This window comes from Glutamicibacter sp. JC586 (assembly GCF_009805585.1).
Classification (GTDB): Bacteria; Actinomycetota; Actinomycetes; order Actinomycetales; family Micrococcaceae; genus Glutamicibacter.
Window position 1 is genome coordinate 183,308 of the sequence record NZ_VHIN01000005.1, and the last position, 26,384, is coordinate 209,691.

General features: G+C 55.3%; 19 protein-coding genes. 8 read left to right on the top strand and 11 right to left on the bottom strand.

The features are described from left to right. Complete coding sequence (locus FJV47_RS04435) at window positions 1–780, top strand: CatB-related O-acetyltransferase (RefSeq protein WP_159610424.1); 780 nt, start codon at window positions 1–3, stop codon at window positions 778–780. 23 nt (window positions 781–803) lie between these two features. Here the strand turns inward: FJV47_RS04435 and FJV47_RS04440 are convergent, their stop codons facing one another. Next, a complete protein-coding gene (locus FJV47_RS04440) occupies window positions 804–1,673 on the bottom strand; it encodes a VOC family protein (RefSeq protein ID WP_159610426.1) in 870 nt (289 codons plus the stop codon). Between the two features lie 292 nt (window positions 1,674–1,965). Between FJV47_RS04440 and FJV47_RS04445 the strand changes: the two genes are divergently transcribed. After that, window positions 1,966–3,099 carry a thermonuclease family protein gene (locus tag FJV47_RS04445; RefSeq protein ID WP_159610428.1) on the top strand — a complete coding sequence of 378 codons (1,134 nt, stop codon included), beginning with the start codon at window positions 1,966–1,968 and terminating at the stop codon, window positions 3,097–3,099. A gap of 187 nt (window positions 3,100–3,286) precedes the next feature. Here the strand turns inward: FJV47_RS04445 and FJV47_RS04450 are convergent, their stop codons facing one another. After that, a complete protein-coding gene (locus FJV47_RS04450) occupies window positions 3,287–4,144 on the bottom strand; it encodes a carbohydrate kinase family protein (protein WP_159610430.1) in 858 nt (285 codons plus the stop codon). A 159-nt stretch (window positions 4,145–4,303) separates the two neighbouring features. On the opposite strand from FJV47_RS04450, the gene FJV47_RS04455 reads away from it, so the two are divergent. The 5 genes from FJV47_RS04455 (at window position 4,304) to FJV47_RS04475 (ending at window position 11,602) form a co-directional block, all read left to right on the top strand. Continuing rightward, window positions 4,304–6,010, top strand: coding sequence for an AMP-binding protein (locus tag FJV47_RS04455; RefSeq protein WP_159610432.1), 1,707 nt, complete (start codon window positions 4,304–4,306; stop codon window positions 6,008–6,010). A gap of 590 nt (window positions 6,011–6,600) precedes the next feature. Further along, window positions 6,601–7,455, top strand: coding sequence for a hypothetical protein (locus tag FJV47_RS04460; RefSeq protein WP_159610434.1), 855 nt, complete (start codon window positions 6,601–6,603; stop codon window positions 7,453–7,455). Window positions 7,456–7,927: 472 nt separating this feature from the next. Beyond that, window positions 7,928–9,352 (top strand): GntP family permease, encoded by a 1,425-nt coding sequence (locus FJV47_RS04465; protein ID WP_159610436.1) that lies wholly within the window; start codon window positions 7,928–7,930, stop codon window positions 9,350–9,352. Window positions 9,353–9,383: 31 nt separating this feature from the next. After that, complete coding sequence (locus FJV47_RS04470) at window positions 9,384–10,661, top strand: CaiB/BaiF CoA-transferase family protein (protein WP_159610438.1); 1,278 nt, start codon at window positions 9,384–9,386, stop codon at window positions 10,659–10,661. Then, the gene (locus tag FJV47_RS04475; RefSeq protein WP_159610440.1) at window positions 10,658–11,602 is read left to right on the top strand and encodes a hydroxymethylglutaryl-CoA lyase; all 945 of its coding nucleotides are present in this window, start codon (window positions 10,658–10,660) and stop codon (window positions 11,600–11,602) included. The genes FJV47_RS04470 and FJV47_RS04475 overlap by 4 nt, the downstream gene beginning before the upstream one ends. Here the strand turns inward: FJV47_RS04475 and FJV47_RS04480 are convergent. Continuing rightward, window positions 11,599–12,402 (bottom strand): IclR family transcriptional regulator, encoded by an 804-nt coding sequence (locus FJV47_RS04480; protein ID WP_159610442.1) that lies wholly within the window; start codon window positions 12,400–12,402, stop codon window positions 11,599–11,601. The two genes, FJV47_RS04475 and FJV47_RS04480, sit on opposite strands and share 4 nt — an antisense overlap. A 230-nt stretch (window positions 12,403–12,632) precedes the next feature. Between FJV47_RS04480 and FJV47_RS04485 the strand changes: the two genes are divergently transcribed. Further along, complete coding sequence (locus FJV47_RS04485) at window positions 12,633–14,345, top strand: AMP-binding protein (protein WP_159610444.1); 1,713 nt, start codon at window positions 12,633–12,635, stop codon at window positions 14,343–14,345. 81 nt (window positions 14,346–14,426) lie between these two features. Here the strand turns inward: FJV47_RS04485 and FJV47_RS04490 are convergent, their stop codons facing one another. The 8 genes from FJV47_RS04490 to ftsY all read right to left on the bottom strand — a co-directional run bounded on the left by FJV47_RS04490 (window position 14,427) and on the right by ftsY (window position 26,272). Beyond that, window positions 14,427–15,632 carry a hypothetical protein gene (locus tag FJV47_RS04490; RefSeq protein WP_159610446.1) on the bottom strand — a complete coding sequence of 402 codons (1,206 nt, stop codon included), beginning with the start codon at window positions 15,630–15,632 and terminating at the stop codon, window positions 14,427–14,429. Window positions 15,633–15,773: 141 nt separating this feature from the next. Next, entirely contained in the window at window positions 15,774–17,336 is a 1,563-nt protein-coding gene (gene ffh / locus FJV47_RS04495) for a signal recognition particle protein (RefSeq protein WP_159610448.1), read from the bottom strand. A gap of 228 nt (window positions 17,337–17,564) precedes the next feature. Next, complete coding sequence (locus FJV47_RS04500) at window positions 17,565–18,785, bottom strand: ammonium transporter (RefSeq protein ID WP_159610450.1); 1,221 nt, start codon at window positions 18,783–18,785, stop codon at window positions 17,565–17,567. 297 nt (window positions 18,786–19,082) lie between these two features. Next, complete coding sequence (locus FJV47_RS04505; protein ID WP_159610452.1) at window positions 19,083–19,742, bottom strand: lipoprotein; 660 nt, start codon at window positions 19,740–19,742, stop codon at window positions 19,083–19,085. A 180-nt stretch (window positions 19,743–19,922) separates the two neighbouring features. Beyond that, a complete protein-coding gene (locus FJV47_RS04510) occupies window positions 19,923–22,031 on the bottom strand; it encodes an acyltransferase family protein (protein WP_159610454.1) in 2,109 nt (702 codons plus the stop codon). Window positions 22,032–22,418: 387 nt separating this feature from the next. Then, entirely contained in the window at window positions 22,419–23,099 is a 681-nt protein-coding gene (locus tag FJV47_RS04515; RefSeq protein ID WP_159610456.1) for a hypothetical protein, read from the bottom strand. Window positions 23,100–23,115: 16 nt separating this feature from the next. Then, a complete protein-coding gene (locus FJV47_RS04520; protein WP_159610458.1) occupies window positions 23,116–24,693 on the bottom strand; it encodes an SH3 domain-containing protein in 1,578 nt (525 codons plus the stop codon). Window positions 24,694–25,099: 406 nt separating this feature from the next. After that, window positions 25,100–26,272, bottom strand: a complete 1,173-nt coding sequence (ftsY, locus tag FJV47_RS04525; RefSeq protein WP_159610460.1) for a signal recognition particle-docking protein FtsY — start codon at window positions 26,270–26,272, stop codon at window positions 25,100–25,102. Window positions 26,273–26,384: the final 112 nt, after the last annotated feature.

Sequence of the window (26,384 nt, forward strand, 5' to 3'; positions counted from 1 at the left end):
ATGAAAATTGCGATGTCCGATCTGCAACCCTTGCTCGGTCGGTACCGAATCTTGCTGGCCGGACGTGGCGTAGATAGCGTGGAAAAGTCCGGGGCCAGCTACGCGCCCACCACACAGGTGAGCTATGAGAAAGACCTAGAGCTATACCCCTACACCACCTTTTGGGGTACCTCGGGTACGGCACTGCCACGCATGGGCGAATTTTCTTATACACATTCGAAGTTGCACAGGTCGATTAGCGTGGGGCGTTACACCTCGATCGCCAAGGGCATGAGCGTGATGGGTGCTCGTCACCCGCTTGAGTGGGCCTCCACCAGCCCGGTGTTTTACAACCAGCGGCTGCTGGCCGACACCTACTCTCACGACCGCGGCGTACAACTTGAAAGCACCTCGTTCGACTACAAACAGGGAGCGATCACGATCGGCAACGACGTGTGGATCGGCGAAAAGGTCAGCCTGGGTCATGGCATCACGATTGGCGACGGGGCGGTGATCGCCTCTAACTCGGTGGTTACCAAAGATGTCGCCCCGTATACCGTGGTGGGCGGGTTGCCGGCGCAGAAGATCAAAGACCGGTTCGATCCGCAGATCGTCCAAGCCCTACAGGACTCGGCTTGGTGGGAGTTCGCCCCGGAGGATCTGACCCGATTTGAGGTCAATCACCCCCAGGTCTTCGCAACCCAAGTTCTCCAGGGCCGCGAAGAAGGGGGCCTGACTCCCCTACGAACCGATCCATTAACCGCGAAGGTGATCGCCGGGTACTTAGCCGCGCAGAAGTAGAGCCTGGAACTGAGCCCGGTAATTTAGCCCACTGCCACGTGCAGTTGGTTGTTCCATGGATCATTGAAGCGTAGTTCTGCACCGGTGTGGTGATGGTTTACCTTGGCGAAGCTTAGTCGCTCGGAGAGTTTGCCGATCTCTTCTTGCGTAGGAACGTTGATCAACACTTCGCCCAGGCCCAGGGTGTCTTTACGTGGGCCAGCGCCGCGGGAGTTCCACACATTCATGGCCATATGGTGGTGATATCCGCCGGCTGAGACGAACAGTGCTTGATCCCCGAGCGCGGTGGTCTCGTCGAAGCCGAGGGTGTTGACGTAGAACGCTCGGGCGGTGGCTGTATCGCCTACCTGCAGGTGCACGTGGCCAATATCGGCGGCAGTTGAACGCTGGGAGGCAATGGCCTGTTCGCTTAGGTGCGCGCTGAGGTAGGCATTGGGATCCAGATAGATGGTATCCATGGCTACCTCGCCGTTTTTCCACGTCCAGCCTTCGCGTGGCCGATCGAAGTACAGTTCAATACCGTTACCTTCTGGATCGGTGAAGTAGAACGCTTCGGAGACCAAATGATCTGAGCTTCCGACAAACGTGCTCTGATCAAATTGTGCGGCAGAAAGTACGGTGGCGGCTAGATCGGCCTGTGTGTCAAAGAGCAGTGCGGTATGGAACAGACCGGCTTCGCTGCGCGATGGCAGCTGAAGGCCCGGAGCGTTGTGCAGGTTAACTAGTTCCTGAGTTCCGCGGCCCAGCACAGTACCTTCGGCAGTTTCGGTGAGCACTTCAAGTCCCAAGGCTTTTTGGTAGTAGTTGCTCATCATTTTCATGTCGCCAACTTTGAGCTGTACGGCGTTCATATGCGTTGCCGCTGCAAGTTTGTCTTCTTTGAGCATGGTCATGACCGCTCCCTTGTTTCTGTTCAGTAGTTCTTGTTGATCTTCACCGTACTCCGATTTAGTTGATGCTTCAAGTAATTTCCGATGCTCTGCTCGTCACACCTTTTAGTTCTGAGTGGCGCTAGAGCAATAACGGCACGGCCACAGACCGGGCACCACTACGAACGTCCGCGAGGAGTACTGGTGCGCGGAATAAGTTTGAGTCTTCAATAAAGCTGGATATTCTATGGGAATCACTCAACCCATTGGCCTCAGCATCAGATGGCCATCATTCGCACCGCAAGGACCACCACAAGTGAAGACAACTACAGCTTGGGTATCGACAATTCTCGTCGCAACTCTGGCAACTGGCGGAGTTATCTACGCCAGTAACCTGAATTCCGACAACCGCGGGACAGTCACCCGCGTTATCGACGGCGACACCGTTGACATGCAGATCGCAGGCAATGAAACACGTGTCCGTCTACTGAACATCGATACCCCGGAGACTCTCGACCCCAACAAGCCCGTGGAATGCCTCGGCCCCGAAGCATCCGATCATCTTAAATCTCTGCTCAAGCCCGGGGACAAGGTCAAGCTGAAGTATGACCTCGAGCGCGAAGACCGCTATGGTCGAACCTTGGCCGCGGTATTCAAAGACGACGAGTTTATCAACCGGTCAATTGCAGCCGCTGGTTTGGGAGTTGCCGTCAAATTTGAGCCCAATACGAAGTACTACCAAGAAATATTAGACGCACAGCAGGCGGCGCAGGACGACAACGCCGGGCTATTTAGTACTAACATTTCATGCACCATCCCGGCGCGAGTGACCGGCACTGTGGACCAATTGGCACAAGTGCCGACCGATGCGGCCGATACAGCTCAAGAGGCCGCATCCTCAGCAGAACTAGCAGCGGCAGCGGTTGCGGCCGGGGTCGCCACGGGCAAAGCATTAGAAGCAAACACCGCTGACACACATCCAGTCACCGCAATTCTTCTGGCGACAACCTTCAAGAAGTCGGTGACGATGCTCAGCGAATTAACCTCGGAAACAAAGAAGGTCGAAGCCCAGCACACCCGTCAGCAGAAATCTCTGGCCGCCAAAGAGAAAGAGCAAAAGAAAAAGGCCGCCGAAGCCAAGGCGAAGAAGCAGGCTGAAGAAGAAGCGAAGCGCGAAGCTGCAGCAAGGGCGAAGGCACTCGCCAAGGCGGAGGAACGAGCCGCTGAGCAGCGCGCAGAACAGCAAAAGGCGGCCGCCCGGCATAAAGCCGCGGCACCAAAGTACGCGGCTCCCAAGAAGCTCACACCGAGAACGTCCACGCCGAAATATGTGGCGCCCAAACGTGCCACGCCAAAGGTACAGACGCCACCAAAATCCTCGGTCCCTAAGAACTACAACGGACCACGTTGCTACGCCCCGGGCGGCAAAACCTGGAAACCTTGCGGCTAAGTCAACAATGACAAGGTTGCAATAAACGATAAGATCTGAATTCCCGGACTGCTCGTGCAGTGCGGGAATTCATTTTGATCCTACTTCCACAAGCCTCAAGTCAGATTCGAGCACAACATTCCGCGACACCAACCCCATGCAGGCTTGCATGAATGAACTTTTCCTTTCCAATTGATGCTTAGGACGCCTAAATCAATTTCTCAATAATGGGGTGCAGGTGTCGGCTCGATAATGCCACCGCGGCCGAATCGGAAGCAGCCTCCAAGCACTCTTGCACCGATTCGGCTCGCAAATATGCGGCCAGGAAGCCAGCCATGAAGGCATCACCCGCACCATTGGTATCCACCACCGCCACTTCGCGAGCGGCCACCTTCCAGCGTTGCCCATGACGATCCATTGCCATCGCACCTCGTGGCCCGAGGGTGCAAATGGCCAATTCGGGGCCGCGGTTCAGGCACGTGCCCAATAGTTCCCATGGGTCATCAGTCGCATCGTCATTCATAAAAACAACGGCAGCCGCGCCAAGGAATGGCTGGTGAAATTCTGTCATGCCGTCGTAGTCATGCAGATCAACCCACAGTGGTATCGCACTCTTGCCCATGCGCTCGATGAGGCGTAATCCAAGTTCACTGAGGTCAATCACCGCGAGGTCAGCCTCGCTCATCCGAGCCACCACCGCCTCAACGTCAGCGTTCGATGCAGCAGACGGGGTAGCAACATAAATTGAAATGCGCTGCCCCTGGGACATGAGATTGACATGCTGTTCAGTGGTTTCACTGGGTACTAAATGAAGATCAAGGCCCGCAGATACGAGTACTTCTCGAAGCTTGTTCCCCGACTGATCTTCACCGATCGAAGCAAAGAGTGCGGTGGAAACACCGAGCGAACTTAGGTGCAACGCTTTACCAGCAGAGGTTCCGCCCACGGTATGCCACGCGTTGCGGGCAACAAGTTGCTGTGGCTGCGGATCGGGCAATCGCTCAAGTTCAATAATCTGATTCCAACTTGCCGGTCCACACACAAGGACCCTGGGCTGTTTGCTCATGATTTATTCAATACATGCTCGCTCGGTGGAATCAATACTCTGACGCAAGATCACTTTCAATTACTAGGACTTCAAAGTATATTAGCGAGTGACCCTCCTCACATCGTCCTTTGTGTCGTTGCGGAGGTGTAGATCTTCCCAGCGACAGAAGGTTTTATTGTGAGCGTTACCGAAGAATTCCGTGCAGCCCGTGACCGACTGCTTGAACTGCGCACCGATTACACCAGGGCACGCGCCGAGTTTAGTTGGCCAGAATTTACTGAGTTTAACTTCGGCTTCGACTGGTTTGATCAGGTCGCCAAGGATCCACAACGCGCACAGACGCCAGCACTGATCATCACCGAACGTGATGGAAGCTCAACTCGCCGCACCTGGGCAGAACTCTCCGCGCGCTCCACACAAGTTGCACGATGGCTCAGCGATTGTGGGGTAGCACGCGGCGATACCATTGCGGTGATGCTCGGCAATCAGGTGGAATTGTGGGAGTCCATGCTCGCCGGAATCAAGCTCGGTGCGGTCCTTATCCCCTGCACCACCCAATTAACCCCGACGGATCTGGCGGACAGGATCGATCGCGGCCACGTTCGCTGGGTGATCACCAATGAATCTGAGATGGCAAAATTCGACACTGTGCCCGGGGACTACACGCTAATCCAGATTGGCGGCACGGCTACCGAAGGCATTTTGGACTTCGCCCAGTCAGAACGAGCAGAGCCCAGCTTCCAGCTCGACTCCCCTACCCGTGCAGATGAAACGCTGTTGCGTTATTTCACCTCAGGCACCACTTCTAAGGCCAAGCTCGTAGAGCACACACATACTTCGTATCCCGTCGGGCACCTGAGCACAATGTTCTGGATTGGTCTTGAACCTGGGGATGTACACCTGAACGTGGCGTCGCCGGGCTGGGCCAAGCACGCCTGGTCCAATCTCTTTGCCCCGTGGATCGCCGAAGCCACAGTCTTCCTTTACAACTACGAGCGTTTTGATCCGATTGCACTGATGGACCAAATGGACAAGGAAAAGGTCACCAGTTTCTGCGCACCGCCAACCGTGTGGCGACTGCTGATTCAGGCTGATTTGAGCGCACTGAAAAACGCTCCGCAAAAGCTGGTGTCCGCCGGTGAGCCACTGAACGCTGAAGTGATCGACCAAGTGCACAGGTCGTGGGGTCAGGTCATTCGCGACGGATTCGGCCAGACTGAAACCACGGTACAGATCGCCAATCCACCAGGCGAGCCAGTGACCATTGGGGCGATGGGACGCGAGATGCCAGGCTACGAGGTCGTGTTGATCGATCCGGCCACCGGCGAGCGCGGCGACCTAGGTGAAATATGTTTGCTCACCGACGTGCGTCCGCTGGGGCTGATGAAGGGGTACTTCGAGAATCCCGAGAAGACCAGTGAAGTAATGCGCAACGGGGTGTATCACACCGGTGATATTGCAGAACGTGATGAGCGCGGGGTCCTGACTTATGTTGGCCGGGCTGATGACGTGTTCAAGTCCAGCGACTACAAGATCAGCCCGTTTGAGTTAGAGTCCGTGTTGATCGAGCACCCCGGGGTGGCCGAGGCCGCCGTAGTTCCGGCGCCGGATGAATTGCGCTTGAGCGTGCCAAAAGCTTATATCGTTCCCACCTCAAGCTTCGAGGCCGGAGCAGAGTTGGCCGAGTCGATTTTGGCGCATTGCCGTGAGCATCTTTCGGCGTTCAAACGGGTACGGCGCATTGAATTTGCGCAGTTGCCCAAGACTATCTCGGGCAAGATTCGCCGCGTGGAGTTACGTCAGGCCGAAGAGCAGCGCTTTGCTGGTGGCGAGGTGGCCGGGACCGAATATAAGGACACGGATTTCCCTAGCTTAAAGTCCTAGGCTTCCGATCATTCGCAGGTTGGCCGACACAGTACTTAGCTCATCCATCGCCGGGGTCATCTCAGGTATAACTACCGAGCCCCGGCCGTTGGGTTGGCAGCACAACGGCCACTTCTACCCTTGATAGCCGTAATACATGAGAGTAGATTAAGCCCTCACTCGCGGAAAAGATGCAAGCCTTCAAGGGAGATGGCAGTATGGGTCGCCAATCACAGTTCGAGATGCGGAAGAATCGGACAAGCTCATCGAGCAGAAAAAGGCATTGGCTAGCCTCTCTGTCAGCGCTCACCCTGATAGCCGTCACAGCCACCCCCGGCTGGGCCACGTCGTCTGACTCATCGTCCCCAAGCCTCACTTCGATGGTAACTGTGTCGCCGCCTATAGAACAGGAGTCTGCTACAGTCCTAACTCCGACAGAATCGGTAATGCCAACCGAGCTTCCCTCAGAAACTGCTACGCAATCAACAGCACCTACTGAATCAATATCTCCGACAGCAACAACTGAAGAATCGTCGCCAGGATCCACCGTCAGCCCTACCGCCAGCGCAGAGGCAACGACCGAATCTGCCAGCGACATCAGCGACGGCGCTTTGACCGATTCCGAAGATGAACCCTGGATTGTCTTTGACGATGAACCCTCCGTGGGTGACACCATCACAATAGAGGCAGCGTACTTTGAGTCAGGTTCAACCGTGACTATTGAGTTTCGCACGGAGAACGGAAATAACGTTTGGCACACGCTGAATCAACTTGTCGACAAAGATGGCATCGTCAGATTTGAATTCACTATTCCAGACGAAGCCCCTCTCGGCGAGGGCGACGTTTACATCTTCGATGAAGCGGGACGTCAGGCGACCCACCCCCTGTATATCTTTCGCGGGGCAGATTCCACCTGCGAAGGTAATCTAAAGGCTACGTTAGAAAAATCCAAGCTCAACCCTGGTAAACAGACCCAGCTAAATCTGACGGGTGCGGAGCCTAATCAGAAAATCGTTCTTGGACTTATCAACGCTGAATCAAATCCCGTTGACTTTATGCTCGAACAAAATGTCACTGATTCACATCAGGTGGTTATCGACTCTAGGTGCAGCGCCTCTTTAGAGGTTGGCACACTCAAGACAACGCCGGACGGCAAATACACTTTGCGCGGGCTGAGCGCCGACGGTGATGAACTTTTTAACATTCCCCTGACTATTCTCACCGGGAGCGAATCTTCAACTCCGACCCCTTCCCCTACAGCCGGAGAACCTACCCAGAGCTCAGAGCCAAACAAAAGCACGGAACCAACCAAGGACGCAACAATCGCACCTTCAACACCCCAAGAGACACCGGGGCCACTTGCCACTACTGGCTGGAACTCACTGTCCGCGGTGGGACTAGGGTTCGCAATTCTACTGGCGGGCACCTTGGTGTTGATCAATCAAAGAAATCGACGCCAGCACTAATCTGAATGGCACGTGAATATGGGTCCCAACCGGGCCCATATTTCTCGTGAGCCCGTGTGGGTTGGTCCAGAATTGCGGACATTCAAATTTGTTGGCAAACGATCAGTGGCTCATTCTTGAGCGGTGCCCCTCCGATAAAAGCCAAGCAACTTGCAGCTTTAAACAGCACTGCGAGGCGTCGCTACGCCGACTCGATGAACGCCTGCATCAAGAGCACCTAGTTGAGGATGGTATCCCTGCGCCCATTTCATTGCATCGCAGTAGGGAACACCTAGATGCCCACGGCTCGTCATGACGGGCGTAGCGGGGTGTCACCGCGCAGCCCATTGCTTTTTGAAGGCAGAAGATTACCTGTCACTGATGACCAATGGGCGACATGAAGTTTACATCGTGGGTTACAACTCATACTATGAGTCGAAGATTAGTGACCTAGCTCACTAGAAAGCGTTTTACCCTGCAGATCGGATCCACCATGTCAGATACCGCAATTCTGATCAACACCGCAGTGGCAGTACTTGCCACCGTGCTGCTGATCGTGAAATTTAAGGTCAATCCCGTCATTGGCTTGGTACTCGGCTCTTTGTATCTTGGTCTGAGCACCGGACTAGGAATCACGAAGACCGTCGAAACCATCACCCAAGGCTTTGGCGACATCATGATGGAAGTCGGGTTGCTGATCGCCTTCGGCGTGCTGATGGGCTCCATCCTGAACGAGGTCGGAGCGATCCGGCGACTGGTAGAACGACTACTGAGCGTCTTTGGCCCTAAGTACCTACCCTATTCAATGGCTGTGGCCATGAGTACCGTACTTCAGTCGATCTTTGTTGATGTCCTGATTGTCATTTCAGCACCGTTAGCTCGGCGTATGGCGAGCAAGATCGGGCCGATGGGCACGGCCAGGCTCGCTACTGCCATGGCCATCTCCCTAGAATGTGGCATCATCTTCATGGTGCCAGGCGTCGGTGCACTTGCCGTGGCCGGGGTACTCGGCGTCCCACTGGGAACGATGCTGATCTGCGGGTTAGTCCTCGTAGTGCCAACGGTCATCTTGGCCGTGCTTGTTATGTCGTTCTTGTTCAGCCGTGGGTTCTGGAAGCCAGCGCGTGATGAGCAAAATGTCTTCGATGAACAGGACTACCCACAAAGCTCCGGCAATCAGATCCCGAGCAGTGGCACAACGCCCGGGCAGCCCGAGCCATCACAGGGCCAAGCGGGCGCGCTGAAACTAGCCACCGATAAAGATTCACAACGCGAAACTCCACTACTACTGCTGTTCACTCCCCTATTGCTCTCACTAATCCTCATTGCAGCAGGAGCCATCGCTGAAATCGTCAAGATCAACAACGGGGTGCTGGAGCTACTGGGAAATCCTGTGGTCGCGCTACTGATCGGATTGATTGGTACCACCATCATTGGACGCAAGGATCTGGGCCAGAAGGGCTTAGACGAAGCAATCACCGGTGGCTTCAAAGATAGCGGGCAGATCCTGCTCCTAACCGGCGCCGGTGGATCCTTGGCCGCCACCGTGGCAGCGGCCGGCTTGGGCGATATCCTCGGCGGCTTCTTCAGCGCCAGCGCAGTAGCCCCCTTGGTCGTCGTCTGGGTCATCGCTGCAGTGCTGCACATCGCGGTTGGTTCGGTCACCCTCTCAGCAATCACCGCCGCGGGCATGCTGGCCCCGATCGCCCCAGCGTTGGGCTTAGATCCGGTATTGATCGCCCTGGCCGCAGGTGCCGGATCATTATTCATGATCCACGTAACCTCTAATACTTTCTGGCTCTTGCAATCCCTATTAGGTCAAACCGTGCGTGGCGCCCTGAAAACGGTCACCGTCGGCGTCTCGGTAGCCTCGGTCATCGCCCTGGGGCTGGTCCTTGTCATGAGCATCTTCATCTAATCCCGGTCGCTACCTATCTAGGAGTCACTTCATGAGCCAGTCAGCTCGAAGCAGCGAAGAACCCACCAGTGAACCGATCGCACCCCTATCTGGAGTGCGCGTTCTTGAACTTGGCAACTACATCGCCGCACCCACCGCAGGACGACTTTTAGCCGACTTCGGTGCGGAAGTGATCAAGGTCGAACGCCCCGGCACCGGCGACGAACTACGCAATTGGCGGCTAAAAAAGGGCACCGTTTCGATGCTTTACCGCACCCTGAACCGCAACAAGAAGTCGATCGTGCTCGACCTACGCAGCGAAGCTGGACGAGCCGCGGTACTAGACCTGGTCAAAGAATGCGATGTCCTGCTCGAAAACTTCCGCCCGGGCACGCTAGAAAAATGGGGGTTAGGACCAGAAGAACTCAGTGCCGCCAACCCAGATCTGGTGATCACCCGCGTCTCAGCCTTTGGCCAAACCGGTCCGCTATCCCAGCGTCCCGGATTTGCCGCCGTCGCCGAAGCCTTCAGTGGCTTCCGCAACCTCGTGGGAGACCCCGACCGCGCACCGGTGCGCGTGGGCGTCTCCATTGGAGATTCCATCGCAGGACTCTACGCAGCCTTTGGCGCGGTGATGGCACTGTTCGAACGCAACAATCAGCGCAGCACCAACAAACCACCGTTGAATCTGGATCACCGGGTCATCGACGTCGCCTTGCACGAGGCCATGTTCTCCATGATGGAATCCCTCATCCCCGATCACAGCGCCTACGGAGAAACCCGGACCCGCACCGGCGGACGAATGGAAGGCATCGCTCCTTCCAACGCCTACCTCTGTAGCGACGGGGCAAGCATCGTGGTGGCCGGCAACGGGGACGGAATCTTCAAGCGCTACATGCAGGCCATCGGCCGCGAAGACCTAGCAGATGACCCGCAACTGGCCTCCAACAAGCAACGCTGGGAGGCCCGCGAAATGCTCGACGCTGCCATCAGCGCCTGGAGCGGAACCCTCAGCTCGCACGAAGCACTAGAAATCCTCGACGGCGCAGGTGTGCCCGCCGGTCCGATCTACACCGCCGGGGATATTAACAACGAACCGCAATACCAAGCCCGCAATATGATCCAACACCTTGAAGTCTCTACCGGAGAAGAAACCTTGAGCGGGATCGGTTTCCCCGGCATCGTCCCGGTCATGGGCGGAACCTCCCTGCCGATCCGCAACCTCGGACCAGACTTAGGCGAACATACCGAGCAAGTACTGGGGCAACTGCTCGGCTACACCCAAGAAAAGATCAACAACGCCAGCACCAGCGAAACGAGCCAACCATGAACTCCACCCAGAACTACACCTTCACTCCCACCGCAATCCTGAGAGATGTCACCCTACGCGACGGACTACAGCTGACTGGCAAGCTCCTGTCCACCCAAGAAAAGATCAACACCGTCAGGGAATTGTTGCGCCTAGGCGTGCAAGAAATCGAACTTGGCTCCATGGCCCGCGCCGATCTTGTTCCACCCATGGCCAATACCTTGGAAGTCGCCCACGCGCTCACCGCAGAAGAACTCGCCCACTGCTGGATCTGGGTGGCCACCCCGGGACACGTAGCTAAAGCAGCCAAAGCCGGCATCACCAACTTCCAATACTGCCTCTCGGTCTCCGAGTCTCACAACCAAGCAAATGTCTCCCGCAGTACCGAGGACAGCCTGGCGGCGTTGCCCGAAGCCATCAGCTACGCCAAGGCAGTAAATGGACGCATCCAACTGTGCCTGGCCACCGCCTTCACCTGCCCCTTTGAAGGACAGATTCCAGAAGCACGGGTACTAGAGATCGCCAATGACCCACGCACCGAAGGCACCTGCGACATCGTCATCGCCGACACCCTCGGACAAGCAGTCCCAGCCCAAGTAGCCTCACTGATCAGCAACGTCAAAGCCAACTCCCCCGCACGACGAATCATCTTCCACGGCCACGACACCTGGGGACTGGGAGTAGCCAACACCCTAGCGGCCATCGGTGCCGGCGCCGACGTCATCGACGGCGCCCTGGGCGGACTAGGCGGCTGCCCCTTCGCCCCAGGAGCCAGCGGCAACACCTCCAGCGAGGACATCCTTTTCGCAACACAACCAGAATGGCTCACCCCACAGCGTTTCGGTGACCTCGTCAAACTCTCCGAACACCTCTTGGCAGAGCTCGGCGAAGAGAACCGCTCAAAATCGGCCCAAGGCGCCAGATCCAAAGCCCACGCCTTTGACTGGGTTATCAAACACTAGCCGGCCGGTCGATGACTCTCCCCAGGGAAACGTCCACCGATCAGACGAGTCATACGCTCCGCAGTCTCCAACAACGGTTCAACCCACGATTCACACACCTCTTGAGACATACGCAGTGTCGGTCCGCTAATGGTCACCGCAGCCACCAAACCGGCCGAGGAATCAAAAATGGGGGCCGACAATCCAGAAGCTCCACTTTCGCGCTCGCCGGTGGTGATGGCAAAACCATCGGCGAGCGTGGCATCAACTGCGCTTTGCAGGTCATCAAGTCCCGTGATCGTCAAGGACGTTAACGGTTCCAGCGAGTCCTGAACCAGCCGCTGCATCAATTCGGGTTTCCAGGCCAGCAGCACCCGACCCGCCGAACCAGCATGCAGCGGAGCCAACTCCCCCAAATGCATTTCACGACGCAATACATGGCGAGTTTCGGCGATGCCTACGCAGACTCGATAAGACTGTTCGGCGCGGAAAAGACAGACGGTCTCCCCGGTGGCATCACGAAGCTCGCTAAGCAGTGGATTAATGACGTCAAGTACTTCCTTGCCGCGGGTGGCAGGGGCGGCCCAATATGCCATCTTCATGCCGATCCGGTACCCATCCCCGTCCCGGTCTAGGAAGCCTTGCTCAACAAGGTTGGCAACCAGCCGTTGCACGGTCGAGGAAGGCATAGACGTCGCTTCGCGAAGATCAGCCAGCGAGAGCACCGGGTGACGAAGGGAAAACGCATCAAGGATGGAGCTGATTTTTCCCAGCACAAGAAGTGGATTCTGTGTCTTGGCCGGGGTCTGATCCTTTGGCATAAAACAGACGCTAGACCATCCAAGGACCACCGTCCAACTGCTCATGGTGATGAACAAACATGCCACTTTGATAGTTCTTCTAAGGAATCATTAAGCAAATACCGGCAATCAAGCCAATAACACCACGCACAATGACGAAACAATTCGTTATCACTGATCATTATCGTATATTTGGTAGTGAAGAACCATGAGATGTGAGGGCATGGGTGCCCCACGAATGAAGGACTGCGATGAACAATACCGAGAAGTTCCGAGCCGCCCGCGATCTGCTCTTAGCGGCCCGGGATGACTATGACAGGGCACGCGCCGAGTTCACCTGGCCAGAATTCACTGACTTCAACTTCGCCTACGACTGGTTTGACGCCGTAGCCGCTGATCCGAAACGCGCCGATCAACCCGCCCTGATTCTCACGCAGCCCGATGGCAGTTCGGCCCGCTACTCGTGGGCACAATTATCACTACGCTCCACCCAGGTGGCCCGCTGGCTATCGGACCAAGGTCTTCAGCGAGGCGACACCACAATCCTGATGCTGGGCAACGAGGTCGCGCTATGGGAAACGATGCTCGCCGGGATGAAGCTGGGCGCGGCCATCATCCCTACCACCACCCAAGTCACCAGCGAGGACCTAGCCGACCGAATCGAGCGTGGCAAGGCCAATTGGGTGATCACCAGTGAAGACCAACTCGTTAAGCTGCAAGAGGTTCCAGGTGACTACAGTCTTGTTCAGGTTGGCGGCGAAGCACATGAGGGCAACTTGAACTATGCAGATTCGTATCAATCTCCCGCTGAGTTCTCACTGGATACCCCTACCCGAGCAGATGAAAACCTACTGCTCTACTTCACCTCGGGAACAACTTCCCAGCCCAAGCTGGTCCAGCACACTCACACTTCCTATCCGGTGGGTCACTTGGCGACAATGTTTTGGATCGGGGTTGAACCAGGCGATGTGCATCTGAATGTTGCCTCGCCTGGTTGGGGAAAGCACGCATGGTCAAACTTCTTCGGCCCCTGGATCGCAGAAGCCACTGTCTTTGTTTTTAACTACGAACGCTTCGACCCCTTGGCACTGATGCATCAGATGGACAAGGAGAATGTCACCAGTTTCTGTGCCCCGCCAACCGTCTGGCGCTACCTGATCCAGGCGGATCTTTCAACGCTAAAAAATCCACCACACAAGCTGATCTCTGCTGGAGAACCGCTGAACGCTGAAGTGATCGATCAGGTCCGAAAGGCCTGGGGCCAAGTGATTCGCGATGGCTACGGTCAGACCGAGACAACGGTGCAAATCGCCAACTCTCCTGGCTCACCGGTCAAGGTCGGAGCCATGGGAAGACCGATGCCCGGCTACGACGTTGAACTGCGCAATCCAACCACCGGCCAGGTCGCAGAAGTCGGCGAAATCTGCCTACGCGTAGATCCTCGCCAAGTGGGGCTGATGAAAGGTTACTTCGATGATGCGCAGAAGACCGACGAAGTGATCAAGGACGGTGTTTACCATACCGGTGATATCGCCGAGCGCGATGCAGAAGGAATACTGACCTACATCGGTCGCGCCGACGACGTGTTCAAATCCAGCGACTACAAGCTCAGTCCCTTTGAGCTTGAATCCGTAGTGCTGGAGCATCCCGCGGTGGCAGAGGTTGCGGTAGTCCCCTCACCTGATCCGCTGAAACTTTCGGTGCCCAAGGCCTTCGTAGTTCTTGCTGCTGGGTATGAGCCAAGTGCGCAGACCGCCCAAGACATTCTTGGCTTCTGCCGCGAGCATTTGGCTGCGTACAAACGCATCCGCCGGCTGGAATTCTCGGAGCTTCCCAAGACCATTTCCGGGAAGATCCGACGAGTGGAACTACGCCTCGCCGAAGAGGAACAACACGCAGCGGGCAAAGTTCCGGCAGGAGAATTCCGCGACGCTGACTTCCCAGAACTGAAGAAGCGCAGTTAAAGGATGTACCGCTAAATACACCGCTGGCCCCGAGCAACCTAAAGTTGTTTGGGGCCAGCGCTGTATTACGGCAGATCAGTCCTACTTCTTGGGTGAGGGCTCATCCTTTTCCTTGAGCGTGTTGACAACGCCTTTGCCAAGGTAAAACGCACCGTCGGCATACCAGGCGAGCATCAACAGCCCACGGGCAGGTTTGGGAAGCCACGCAAATTTCTGGCTCTTGGCCAACACCGCATGTACAGCCGCGCCCGAGGCCAAGACCGCTGCGCCCGATACCATCAGCGCCTTAGGGCTCCAGCCACCGCGGAAGAAGATACGCGAGATCCCGGTGGCTTCACGTTCCTGCTCGCTCATCACGGCACGAAGAGTCCTAAACAGTCCGCCGGTTCTTAGCACTCGGTGATCTTCAGGAATCGGACGACCGGTGAGGTAATCCACGCTGCGTGAGTCGAATCCGAATAAGCCCACAAGCTTCTTGACCCCAGCAAGGTCCGTCGGGTTCGTCAGGAGTTTAAGAGCTTGTTCACGCTGAGCTTGATCGCTGAGCAGTTCTGCAATCAACTCAACGGTTTCCTCGTCAATACCTCTGATCATCGCGTCAAGCTCGGCTAATCGAACAGCAGCCGGCGAATCGGCAGTAGGCTCCAGAATCACCTGACGATCCAGATCCAAGAACAATGTCAGGGACGGACCGAATAGCTCCCGGCGCCCTCGCTTGGCTTCAACAGTGGCCATGATGACATTTCCGGTACGGTTCAGTGACAAGAACGGGCGACTGGAGCGCGAAATATATGGTGGGAAGACCGCGTACTTTGGACTGACCATTAACCCCGAGTCGCTGTTCCACACGGTGAATTGGTTATCGTCGAACCCGCCGGCCATAAGAATTTCGGAAGCCTTGAGCTTCGCGCCGTGAAGCAACTCGTTGGTGGCCCCTGGCTCACCGAGAATATCTTCTTCCGGGGTGGGACCGTCTATTTCTTCACCATCAACCAAGACGTAAGCCGCGCCGGTGGAATTCTTCAGCTCGTGAACAAGTTTGGTCACGCGAGAGCCTTCGCGAAGTTTGCCATTGGCATCCACTCGATAGAGGACCGCGTCACGGGCTTCACTCACGGTCGCTACTTCGGCCATCACCTCGGTGGCCTTCTGTCGCTGGACAGCTCCCCCAATGAATCCGAGCAGGCGTCGGTCGGCCAGAGCGCTGCGTACAATTTGGACTGCTTCTGGCAGGTCGCCGAGGAAGATGAACTCAAGGTTGAGGTAGTTGAACTGAGAAGAATCCACGAAGGCTATTCCCTTTCGTCGCCGGATCGGTAGGTCACGCTTATTTCTAGTTTGACGTGCAGGACCTCAAAAGAACAACGCGCCAAGTGGACACAAAGTTCCTCTTGGCGCGTTGGATGGTCGATAAGACCGAAGTACTACTTACTTACCCAAGTATTTCTCGAAACCGGCAGGCAGGTTCAGGCTTGATGGATCAAAGTCCTGATTGGCACCAGCACCGAAAGCCGAACCCGAAGGAGCTGCAGACTTCTTGTTCTGGGCATCCAGCTGAGCCTGGGCGGCCTTGGCTGGGTTACCGAACTTCTGCTGCTTCTTGCCCTTACCCTTGGCCTTCGCCTTGCGGGCAGCGCCCTTACCTGCCCCTGGCATGCCTGGGATACCGCCACCGGAAGCCATCTTCTTCATCATCTTCTGCGCTTCGGTGAAACGCTCAAGCATCTGGTTAACCTCGGAGACCGAAACACCGGAACCCTTGGCGATACGTGCACGACGCGAGCCGTTGATGATCTTTGGTGCCACACGCTCATGCTGGGTCATCGAGCGAACGATGGCTTCCACACGATCAATCTGACGCTCATCGAACTGTTCGAGCTGCTGACGGGAAATCTGTGCGCCGGGCATCATGCCCAGCAGCTTCTTCATCGAGCCCATCTTCTTGATCTGGGCCATCTGAGCGAGGAAGTCGTCCAGGGTGAAGTCTTCCTGGTCGGCGAACTTCTTCGCCATACGCTCGGCTTCGCCCTTGTCCCAGTTCTTCTCAGCCTGTTCGATGAGCGTCATGACGTCGCCCATGTCCAGGATGCGCGAAGCCATACGGTCTGGGTGGAAGATCTCGAAGTCGTCCAGGTTTTCACCGGTGGACGCGAACATCACCGGCTTGCCGGTCACCGAAGCTACCGACAGGGCTGCACCACCGCGGGCGTCGCCATCAAGCTTGGAGAGGACCACACCGGTGAAGTCGACACCCTCATGGAAGGCCTGTGCGGTATTCACCGCATCCTGACCGATCATGGCGTCAATGACAAAGAGAACTTCATCAGGGTTGATGGCGGCACGAATGTTCGCTGCCTGAGCCATCATTTCGGTGTCAACGCCCAAACGGCCGGCGGTATCAACGATGACTACGTCGTGCAGCTTGGCCTTAGCTTCGGCAATACCGTCACGGGCCACTGCTACCGGATCTCCGGTAGGTGTATCAAACTCGGAGGAGACACCCGGATGCGGAGCGTAAACAGGTACACCAGCGCGCTCACCGTTGATCTGCAACTGCTTAACAGCGTTAGGACGCTGAAGGTCACAGGCCACCAGCATCGGGGTATGCCCCTCAGACTTTAGGTGCTTAGCCAATTTACCGGCCAGGGTGGTCTTACCTGCACCCTGCAGACCGGCGAGCATGATCACCGTTGGAGGGTTCTTGGCCAGGTTCAAGCGGCGAGTTTCGCCACCAAGGATGCCTACGAGTTCTTCGTTGACAATCTTGACGACCTGCTGGCCTGGGTTCAGGGACTCGGAGACCTCGGCGCCTAGGGCACGTTCCTTCACCTGTGCCACAAAGGCGCGGACCACCGAGACGGCAACGTCAGCGTCGAGCAGGGCGCGACGGATTTCGCGGACGGTACCGTCAATGTCTGCTTCAGTCAGGCGACCCTTGCCGCGCAGGTTTTTGAAGGTTGCTGTCAGGCGATCGGAAAGTGAATTAAACACGTGCCGGGCACTTCTTTCGATAGGTCTTGTGGTGCGTATCAAAAACGCACAGGACTCGACTTATAAGAATATCAAGAATCACGGCGCGATCTAACCAGCCCCACATCAATGCGTCGGGTAACAAAAGAAACCGCCGGTGGCTGCATGGCCCACCGGCGGTTTCCCGAACACCGTTGCTGGTGTTCTACCCCTTGATTTGTTTCATCTTATTTTTCAGATCCCACCTCGTTACTTAGTAGCCAGCTGGTAACCTGCGTCGTTGTGTTCTGCTGCGTCGATACCGGCGATTTCGATATCAGCTGATACTCGCCATGGGCTGAACTTTCCGATGACTGTTGCGATGATCCAGGTCATAACTGCCGAGAAGATCATGACTACTGCCAGGGTGACGAACTGAGCAACCAGCTGGGACAGTCCACCACCGTAGAATAGGCCGCCCGCGCTTTCCTCGGTTGGCAGTGCGAAGAAGCCGAGGAACAAGGTACCGATGATGCCGGAGACCAGGTGAACGCCAACCACGTCGAGCGAGTCGTCGTAGCCGAGCTTCCACTTCAGGTTCACTGCCCATGCCGAACCAGCACCAGCCAGAACACCGAGAAGCAATGCTGCCCATGGGGCCAAGTCTGCACACGATGGGGTGATGGCTACCAAGCCGGCGACCAGACCGGAGGCTACGCCTACCGAGCTTGCACGTTCTCCGCGTAGCTTCTCAACGAGAACCCAACCAAGAACCGCGGCACCTGGGGCAGCGAAAGTATTGATCCAGATCAAACCGGCCTGCTCGATGGTGGTTGCTGCGCCGGCGTTGAACCCGAACCAGCCGAACCACAGTAGGCCTGCGCCGAGCATCACCAGTGGGGTGTTGTGTGGCTGTGGGCGATCGTGGAAGTTGTGACGCTGACCGAGCTTGAGTGCGAGAACAAGAGCTGCGATACCTGCGTTGGTGTGGACTACTGCCCCACCGGCGAAGTCAATTGCTTCACCGAAGATCTTGCCCAGTGCGCCATCGGCAGAGAGGATGCCGCCACCCCATACCCAGAAGGCAACTGGTGCATATACCAGGGTGACCCACAGTGGAATGAAGAACAACCATGGTGCGAAGCGAGCGCGGTCAGCAATGGCACCGGAGATAATGGCTACGGAGATCATGGCGAAGGTGCCAGAGAAGCCAGCTGAAAGCAGATCTGCTTGTTCAGTGTTGTGCATGGCAAAATCACTGATTGGGTTTCCGACGATTCCTGCGATGGTCGGCTCACCTGCTGAGAACGAGTACCCCCAAAGTACCCAAACTACTGCGGTGATTGCTGCGGCGGAGAAGCTCATCAGCATCATGTTCACGACGCCGGTAGAGCGGGTCATACCGCCGTAAAAAATTCCCAGTGCCGGTGTCATCATCAAGACAAGTGCGGCTGCTATCAGGATCCATAAGCTGGCAACATCCAACTCCATCTGGATCACTTCCCCTCAAGGTGTTCGGTGTATCAGTGGCGAGTCGGGCCCTACTGCAGAACTGCGGTGTCCATCGGCCCGTTGTTGAGTACTATTCTTCGGCACCGATGTTTCGATACACTCGCCGATTCGTTTCGAGTGTGTATCAAGTCACCCATTTAAGTAACGTTTGGTTCTCTGCTGTGTTTCGACCCTGTTTCGCCTCATTCACCAAAATATGCGAATTTACACAGAAAGGTTCGGGCCAGCTGATGAGAAACATCGGTTGACCCGAACCTTTATGAATTCACACTGCCTCTAGGAGCGTTTGATCTTGACTACTTTGAACATCGGGACGGTAGTTGAACCGCCAATAGTGGTGTCATAAGTCAGCGAACCAGTGACCGTTGCGGTGATCTTCACAAGATCATCAGCGACAAAATCATCCAATTCCTTGCAATCGGAAATGCCATCGCCGGCGGCGAACATTGAGTTATGTTCATAGTCGTACTTCCCCACTAACGCCTGGCTCACGTCAGCACGGAATGTGCACGGTCCTGTCCCAGAATCGAACTGTGTGATTCGTGCGTAAATGATGACGTTCTCGTCCACGTGCGAATCGGGATTTTTCACAATTTGAGCGAGCTGGCGTTTGGTGACTTCCTTTGCCTTATTCTCTTTTTCCTTTTGTGCCTTTTCGGCGGCCTCTTTGGCTTTCTTCTCTTCAGCCTTGCGAGCCGTGTCAGCTTCTTGCTTCGCTACACGTTCGTCTTCCGCGGCACGCAAAGTATCGGCTTCGTCTTGAACCGTAGCCAGAGTTGTTTTAGTTTCTGCTAGTTCGGCCTCGAGTGCTTGCTTGTCCGATGCCAAGGAAGAAGCCGACGCCTGGGCAGCTTCGAAGTCATCGCTAGAAACGCCACAGGCGCTCAAGGAAAATGCAACAGCGACTGCGGTCACTGCGATGAAGAACCTCTTCATGGTCCTACTCCAATTCATGGGTGCGAGTACCCGGATGCCCCCATAGCATCCGGGTACTGCTGATCATGACAGCGGGGTAGGACAGTTTGGATTCGAAAAGGGGGCTCAAGACGCAATACTGCCACCGAGCTTGGACTCGGTGGCAGTATTGCGCGTCATTAGAACAGGCTTGAGAATGTCCTACGAAGCTGTAAACAGCTTGTCTGAGTCCAATGACTTCTGAATACGAGAGCCAAGTGTCTGCGCTAGCAACTCCGAATACGTCGCGGTCAAATGAGAGTGATCCCAATAGGCCAACACCCCACCGACCACGGTGTAGCACCGACCGGCTTCGCACAACTGGTCATTCATGTCCACAGACGTAATGTTTGGGTCATTTATCGCCTTCACCGCGTCAAACTGCGGATCCATCGGAATCCATGAATCGGCTGATCCGCTACATTCGCTCAGATCCTCCGAATTAGCCGCCGCACAGTCTGGTGCATTGTCGATAGTGGTACCGGGGAATGGTGTGTCCCTTACAACGACTACCTTGGCACCGGTATCGCTCCATTGCTTGAGGATTTTTTCGTATGCCTTGGTGGCGGGTACTTCAGAGGAATCCATGCTCTGTCCGCTCAGCGGGACGGACTGGCGGTTGACGCTGATAACCAGGTCGTAGTCGTTCTTCTTGAATTGACCTGTCACCCACGAGCCCAGATCGCCACAGCCCTTTGAACTGGCCGGGTCCTCAAAGACTTGGTTTTCACCCATAATTGCGCATCGACTTGCCAGATAGGTGTCGATTTGCCAGTCGCTTTTCTGGGCGAGGCTATCGAGCGCAGGGAACCACTGACCCGCGTGGGAATTACCCACCAATGCGACCTTGATTTTCCCCTTGCCGTAATGGCACACCGGGCGTTCCTTGAAGTTGGTCTTGTCGCTGGCAAAGCAATCGTCGCGGTAGACCAAAGGTTTGTCAGTTTTGGCTGCAATCGGCGCAGGTGCAACCTGCTGGTTAGGCGATTCTGCGGCCTCTGGTTTGCCACATGCATCAGCTAATGCTGCTGCCCCAAAGCAGGACTTTCCAACCGTGCGCTCAACCTGCGCCAGTGCCTTATCGATGTCCTGAGCGTCCTTGGCGACGTTGGTGCTGGTCAGGTAAAAAGCACCGGCGAACAATGCCAAAATGAGGCTTCCTGCGGTGAGGAACCGTGGAGCAGTGAGCAGCCGGGATGTATCGATGAGTTTTCGGAAGCGAACTTCAACTAGCTTCTGAGTCAAGACCGACAGGATCAGCGCCAGGGACAACGCCAAGATTTTCTGTGGCCATTTGAAGTCGTCCACCAAGAACGGAACCAGGACCAACAACGGCCAATGCCATAGGTACAGGGCATAGGAGTTATCGCCGAAGAATTGGAACAGCTTGGTATTCAGGAAGACGTTCGGCGAATACTTGTGCGTTGAGTTAGTCAGCAGTATTAGCGAGGTGCCGAATACGGGAATGATCGCTATGTAACCAGGGAATGGCATATCGCCAGTGAAGGCCAACGCGCTAAACGCAATTGCAATGACGCCGCCCCAAGAGCCGATCAAGCTGAAGATGTCGTTCTTGGCTGAGTGCGCCTTCGCGCCTAACGCGGCCACCAATGCCCCGGCCGAAAATTCCCACGCGCGAGTGAAAGTTGAGAAGTAGGCGCTGCCCGGAGTGGTTGCCGTGGCATACAGCGAATATCCGATAGAAATCAGGAAGATTAGGCCGATACCGGCCAACACGACCTGACCGGAGTTCTTCTTGTACTTAACTGCGGCCCAGATTAACAGCCCAATGAGGATAGGCCAGACGAAGTAGAACTGCTCTTCAGTAGACAGCGACCAGAAGTGTTGAAAAGGGCTCGGCGCATCCCCCTCAGCGAGATAATCAACTTTTGTCACTGCAAGGAACCAGTTTTGGAAATAGAAAGTCGCCGCGACTGCCTGCAAGCCCCAGTCTTGCCACACGGTCTGCGGTGCAAATAGCCAGATGCCCAGCACACTACAGAAGATCACCAAGAATGATGCGGGAATGAGTCGCTTAACGCGCCTCATCCAGAATTTGCCAACATCAACCAAGTTCTGTGGCGGTTTTGAAATCAGGTGAGAGGTGATGAGGAAACCGGAGATGACAAAGAAAACGTCAACACCGACAAAACCTCCGGGCAGATAATGGCCCCAGAAGTGGTACAGCACCACAATGCCAACAGCTATGGCACGCAAGCCCTGGATATCAGCGCGGAACCCTCGCGGTGTGCGGTCCTGCTTTACGGGCATGGGTAAATCTTGATTTGACGACACGTCGAGATGAGTCCTTTACCGTCTGGCTTTTGCTAGCGGAGCAGGCCTCCATAGTCTTGAATCGCCGTTGCTCGCGAACCATCCTTGCCTGAGTTTCTGACCGAAAACTGATAAATCGACCGTAGTAGAGATCAAATCGCCCGATAAACTAGCGCAATCCGCAAGCGAGCCAATACCTGACTAGGAATATGATTAACTATTCACTGGCAGATAGCGCGCAAACGTGACGCACAGCACTTGAATGACTCAGGCGTGTCGTAATTCAAAAACAGGGTTTCTGGCGTTGATCTCACGCATGAGCAAGAAGAACGGCCCGGCATTCACATATCTGTGAAGTCCGGGCCCTTCTCACGGCGTAGGATTTTAGTAGCTCCAGGTCCAGCCACCGGTTTTGTCCGGGTCATAAACAACCTGACCGTTAGCATACGGCGAGTCCAGAATGACGTTGCCGCGAATCTCATCCCCTGCGCCCACCGCAATATCTAGCGCCTTGTCCACGTCACAAGAAAAGGCTGCAACCGTATTCAGATCATAAACAACACCACGGTTTCGCCCCGGCGATACGCCAAACGCCGAGGCATCCAAAGGCATCAATGCGATGTCCTCCTTCACCACTTTTTCAGCAGACTCCGCCAGCTTGGCACTAACATCCAGTAGGAGAAACTTCTTGTTTTCTGGCGAAATCTTTTCCCCGAACCCACGAAGCGTGCAGGAGTTGAGCACTTTGACGCTGTGAACGGTAATCTCAAAGGACGGCTTGGTTGTTCCGTCAACCGTCAGTTTTCCCGGTTGCCCAAGGCTTTTGATCACCTGGGCCTGAGTATCAACTTTCACCTCTTCACCCGTCTGTGCATCTGACTTAGCTACATCAGCAAGGTTGTCCTGTAATTTCTGCGTGGTCGGGCCAGCTTGTGCTGAGTAATAGTTATTACCCAAAATTAGCCCCACGGACACGGTCGCGACAGCTACCGTCGAACCGAGCACCCAGGCAATCTTGCGCTTCTGGCTGTTGCATTGCTCGTTTTGCGCGTTGAACTTGGTCATCGTTCAGTCCTCTTATCTAAGAACGCTTCAGGAAGTCGCCGGATGATATGTAGCGTCCCGAGTTTTTGACTACCTTTTCCGAGAAAGAAGTGGTCTTATAAGTCCAGGATTCAGTGTCACCATTGAGAGGAACATTCTGGCGGGTATACATTGGTCTGCCTTGATATTTCAGTTGACCTTCGTAGATGTCCAGCTTCTTTAGCATTGCCGGCCCCTTGGCATCCGAATACTGGAATTGCTCCGCCACTACAGTTTTTGGACCGTTAGTGAGGAATGTCCAGTTCTTGTTCCACAGTTGATACAGGGAGGAACTACTCAGCCGCTGATTCGTATTCTTTTGCTGGAATCCTGACATGACGTTGTATGCAGACTGGCCCGTTCGCAGGGTCCCATAGACGGCTACCGAGTACGGACCATGCCTCCGCAAGTTTCCAGATTCCTTGATCCAACCAGTAACCGAACCTGCGCTGATTCGTACCCATCCGCCTTCCGCCTTGTGAGTTACGGTGACCTTCCAGCCCTTTTTAACGCTTCCGGCCGAGGTGGAATTCGAGACAGGATTCTTTCGTAGCGTCAATAGCCCGGTAGTAAACCTGTCATAGTTTTTGACGTCGATTGCAGGGGGAATTGGGTCTGCTGGTTTTTTCCGGTCAGTATTTGAAGCCCAGACCCACTTACCGTTCAGATTGATTTCATCGCGTCTGTTCGAAGCGTCCCACGCGCCCCAGCGCACTTTCGTTCCCTTGCTAATCGTTCCGACAACTTTGGAGTTGGTTTTTGAAGCTGCACTATAGACGGAGCCATTACTTTGAGCGTACCTATACTGCGGAGCTACATAGTCGCGGTTCGTGACACTGGTCCAGACCCAGCGCCCGTTGACGTTGATCTCGTCGCGACGGTTAGTTCCATCCCACCGTCGATATTCGTATTTTTCCCCATGGTGAACCCGTCCCGCATAGGTATCGGTTTTCGGATCTATCCCAAGGTAGGTACTGCCACTTTTTTGAACATAACGGTACTGTTTGGCTGGGCGAGTACGTGTCAAATTTTTGGAGTCCACCCATCCGTGATAGCTACCGGTCTTGATATGGGAACTCGTACCACTAACATCGAGCAAGCTTACTTGACTGCGGAAATTGACCGCTCCGATTTTCGTGCTCCGTGCAGCGGTCGCATATATAGAGGTAAATCGCGTCATGTATCGAACCGAATCGTCTTTCGTATACGCCCGAGTGCTCAGATACTGGCTTGCTGACCAGCCCGTCTTGGAACCCCATTTAAGTTGACTCCAAGTACCTGACTTGTTGCCGGTCAGTTGAACGATTGTTCCCTTCGGCATAATGCCAAGAGACTGGCTACTCGTCGATGCCGATTTCCTTAGATTCAGGTTCTCCGTGGTTTTGGTTTCGGTGACTTTCTTGATGTATTTAGACGGCGGGGCGTTTTCTGGGTCATACGCTCCCAAGTGGACGTGGACCCCCTGGCCCAGCGTTGAAGCATGCGCATTCGTTGACCCAAGCAACACAAGGAATAGCGAAGCCACTCCGAGTACTGCAATCAACGCACGTTGATAGTTGAGTTCTTCCTTTTGCATCGGACTTTGCCCTCAAGTTCTAGCCGAAAGTGTGAGTGATGTTTCCGGACATGATGCATCCAAGCGGACGCTTAACTTGAAGAATATGCCCGACCGATGCGCAGTACAAGGCGTTAATCAGTTCTTTATATTTTAAGACAGCAGGTGCCAGCTATACCAGGATCCAATTGCACGCATTCGCAAGAGGAGTGGCCACAAGCCCATGAGTAACAACTCGTGTCACTTGAGAGTATTCATGATGCGTTTATTTTTTATTGCCTGTTTCTGCCAACGACAAGAAATTCCACCACCGTCGTCCACGACTTTTTGAGACAAAATCGTTACCCTCGGTTCAGCTGGCCAACTAGTAGAGACAGCAAAGGCTCCGCCAATGGCGGAGCCTAAACCGGACTAATTTGATGCTTGCTTAGCCTTCTAGCAAAGCGTCAACAAAGTCTTCTGGATTGAACGGAGCTAGGTCATCTGGGCCTTCACCCAGCCCCACGAGCTTCACTGGCACACCCAACTGACGCTGAATGGCCACGACGATGCCGCCCTTGGCAGTACCGTCCAGTTTGGTCAGGACGATTCCGGAGACGTTGACAACTTCCGAGAACACTTTGGCCTGTTGCAGACCATTCTGGCCGGTAGTGGCGTCCAATACGAGCAGAACCTCGTCAATAGCTGCCTTCTTCTCAACGACGCGCTTGATCTTGCCCAGCTCGTCCATGAGTCCGACCTTGTTCTGAAGGCGACCTGCGGTGTCGATCATGACGATGTCGACTTCCTGATCAATACCAGCAGAAACAGCCTCGAATGCCACCGAGGCAGGATCCGCACCATCGATGTCCGACCGTACAGTCGGAACGCCAACACGGTCGCCCCAGGTTGCCAGCTGCTCGGCAGCCGCGGCACGGAAGGTATCGGCAGCGCCCAGGAGTACGTCCTTATCCTCGGCAACCAGAACACGCGCCATCTTGCCGATGGTGGTGGTCTTACCTACGCCGTTAACGCCGACCACCATGATGATACTCGGGCGGTCCGCATGCGGCTCGGGCAGGTAACTACGATCCAGGGTTGGATCTACAAGTTTAAGCAACTCTTCACGAAGCATGGCCTTGACCCGCGCTGGGGCCTTGCTTCCTTCGATCTTTACGCGTTCACGCAGCGCGTCGACCAGTTCCAGGGCAGGTTCGGTACCGAGATCTGCCATTAGCAGGTTCTCTTCGATTTCCTCCCAGACATCCTCATCAATGGTGTCCTGGCTCAGCAGAGCCAGCAGACCCTTGGAGAACATATTGTTGGACTTGGTCAGACGGGCACGCAGTCGAGCAAGGCGGCCCTGCACTGGTTCAGGAACATCAAGCTGAGGCGCTGCAGGGAAAACCGGTTCTTCAACCGCGATGGCAGTATCGCCACCACTAGTTGCCTCTTCAGCAGTGCTCTGGGCACCCTGGCCAGCTGAGACGTCGTCAGCGTCACGCTCAGAAGTATATGGAGTCTTCGGCTTGCGCCCCTTGGTGACAAAGGCAATGACACCAATGGCCACCACGGCAACAACCGCGACAATGATAATTGTTAAAGTTAGCGAATCAGACACGTGTTTAATCGTCTCATACCTTCTGTGAGTTACCACGCGCGGATATGTCGCACAAAGCACGGAAAAATCGATGCTTCAACAACGATTCAGAACATAGACTTAGTCAGTCTCT

What these genes read in the sequence shown, in the direction of transcription:
- FJV47_RS04435 (WP_159610424.1), top strand. Translation starts at nt 1, where the DNA reads ATGAAAATTGCGATGTCCGATCTGCAACCCTTGCTCGGTCGGTACCGA.
- FJV47_RS04440 (WP_159610426.1), bottom strand. Translation starts at nt 1,673, where the DNA reads ATGACCATGCTCAAAGAAGACAAACTTGCAGCGGCAACGCATATGAAC.
- FJV47_RS04450 (WP_159610430.1), bottom strand. Translation starts at nt 4,144, where the DNA reads ATGAGCAAACAGCCCAGGGTCCTTGTGTGTGGACCGGCAAGTTGGAAT.
- FJV47_RS04465 (WP_159610436.1), top strand. Translation starts at nt 7,928, where the DNA reads ATGTCAGATACCGCAATTCTGATCAACACCGCAGTGGCAGTACTTGCC.
- FJV47_RS04470 (WP_159610438.1), top strand. Translation starts at nt 9,384, where the DNA reads ATGAGCCAGTCAGCTCGAAGCAGCGAAGAACCCACCAGTGAACCGATC.
- FJV47_RS04475 (WP_159610440.1), top strand. Translation starts at nt 10,658, where the DNA reads ATGAACTCCACCCAGAACTACACCTTCACTCCCACCGCAATCCTGAGA.
- FJV47_RS04480 (WP_159610442.1), bottom strand. Translation starts at nt 12,402, where the DNA reads ATGCCAAAGGATCAGACCCCGGCCAAGACACAGAATCCACTTCTTGTG.
- FJV47_RS04485 (WP_159610444.1), top strand. Translation starts at nt 12,633, where the DNA reads ATGAACAATACCGAGAAGTTCCGAGCCGCCCGCGATCTGCTCTTAGCG.
- FJV47_RS04500 (WP_159610450.1), bottom strand. Translation starts at nt 18,785, where the DNA reads ATGGAGTTGGATGTTGCCAGCTTATGGATCCTGATAGCAGCCGCACTT.
- FJV47_RS04505 (WP_159610452.1), bottom strand. Translation starts at nt 19,742, where the DNA reads ATGAAGAGGTTCTTCATCGCAGTGACCGCAGTCGCTGTTGCATTTTCC.
- FJV47_RS04510 (WP_159610454.1), bottom strand. Translation starts at nt 22,031, where the DNA reads ATGCCCGTAAAGCAGGACCGCACACCGCGAGGGTTCCGCGCTGATATC.
- FJV47_RS04515 (WP_159610456.1), bottom strand. Translation starts at nt 23,099, where the DNA reads ATGACCAAGTTCAACGCGCAAAACGAGCAATGCAACAGCCAGAAGCGC.
- FJV47_RS04520 (WP_159610458.1), bottom strand. Translation starts at nt 24,693, where the DNA reads ATGCAAAAGGAAGAACTCAACTATCAACGTGCGTTGATTGCAGTACTC.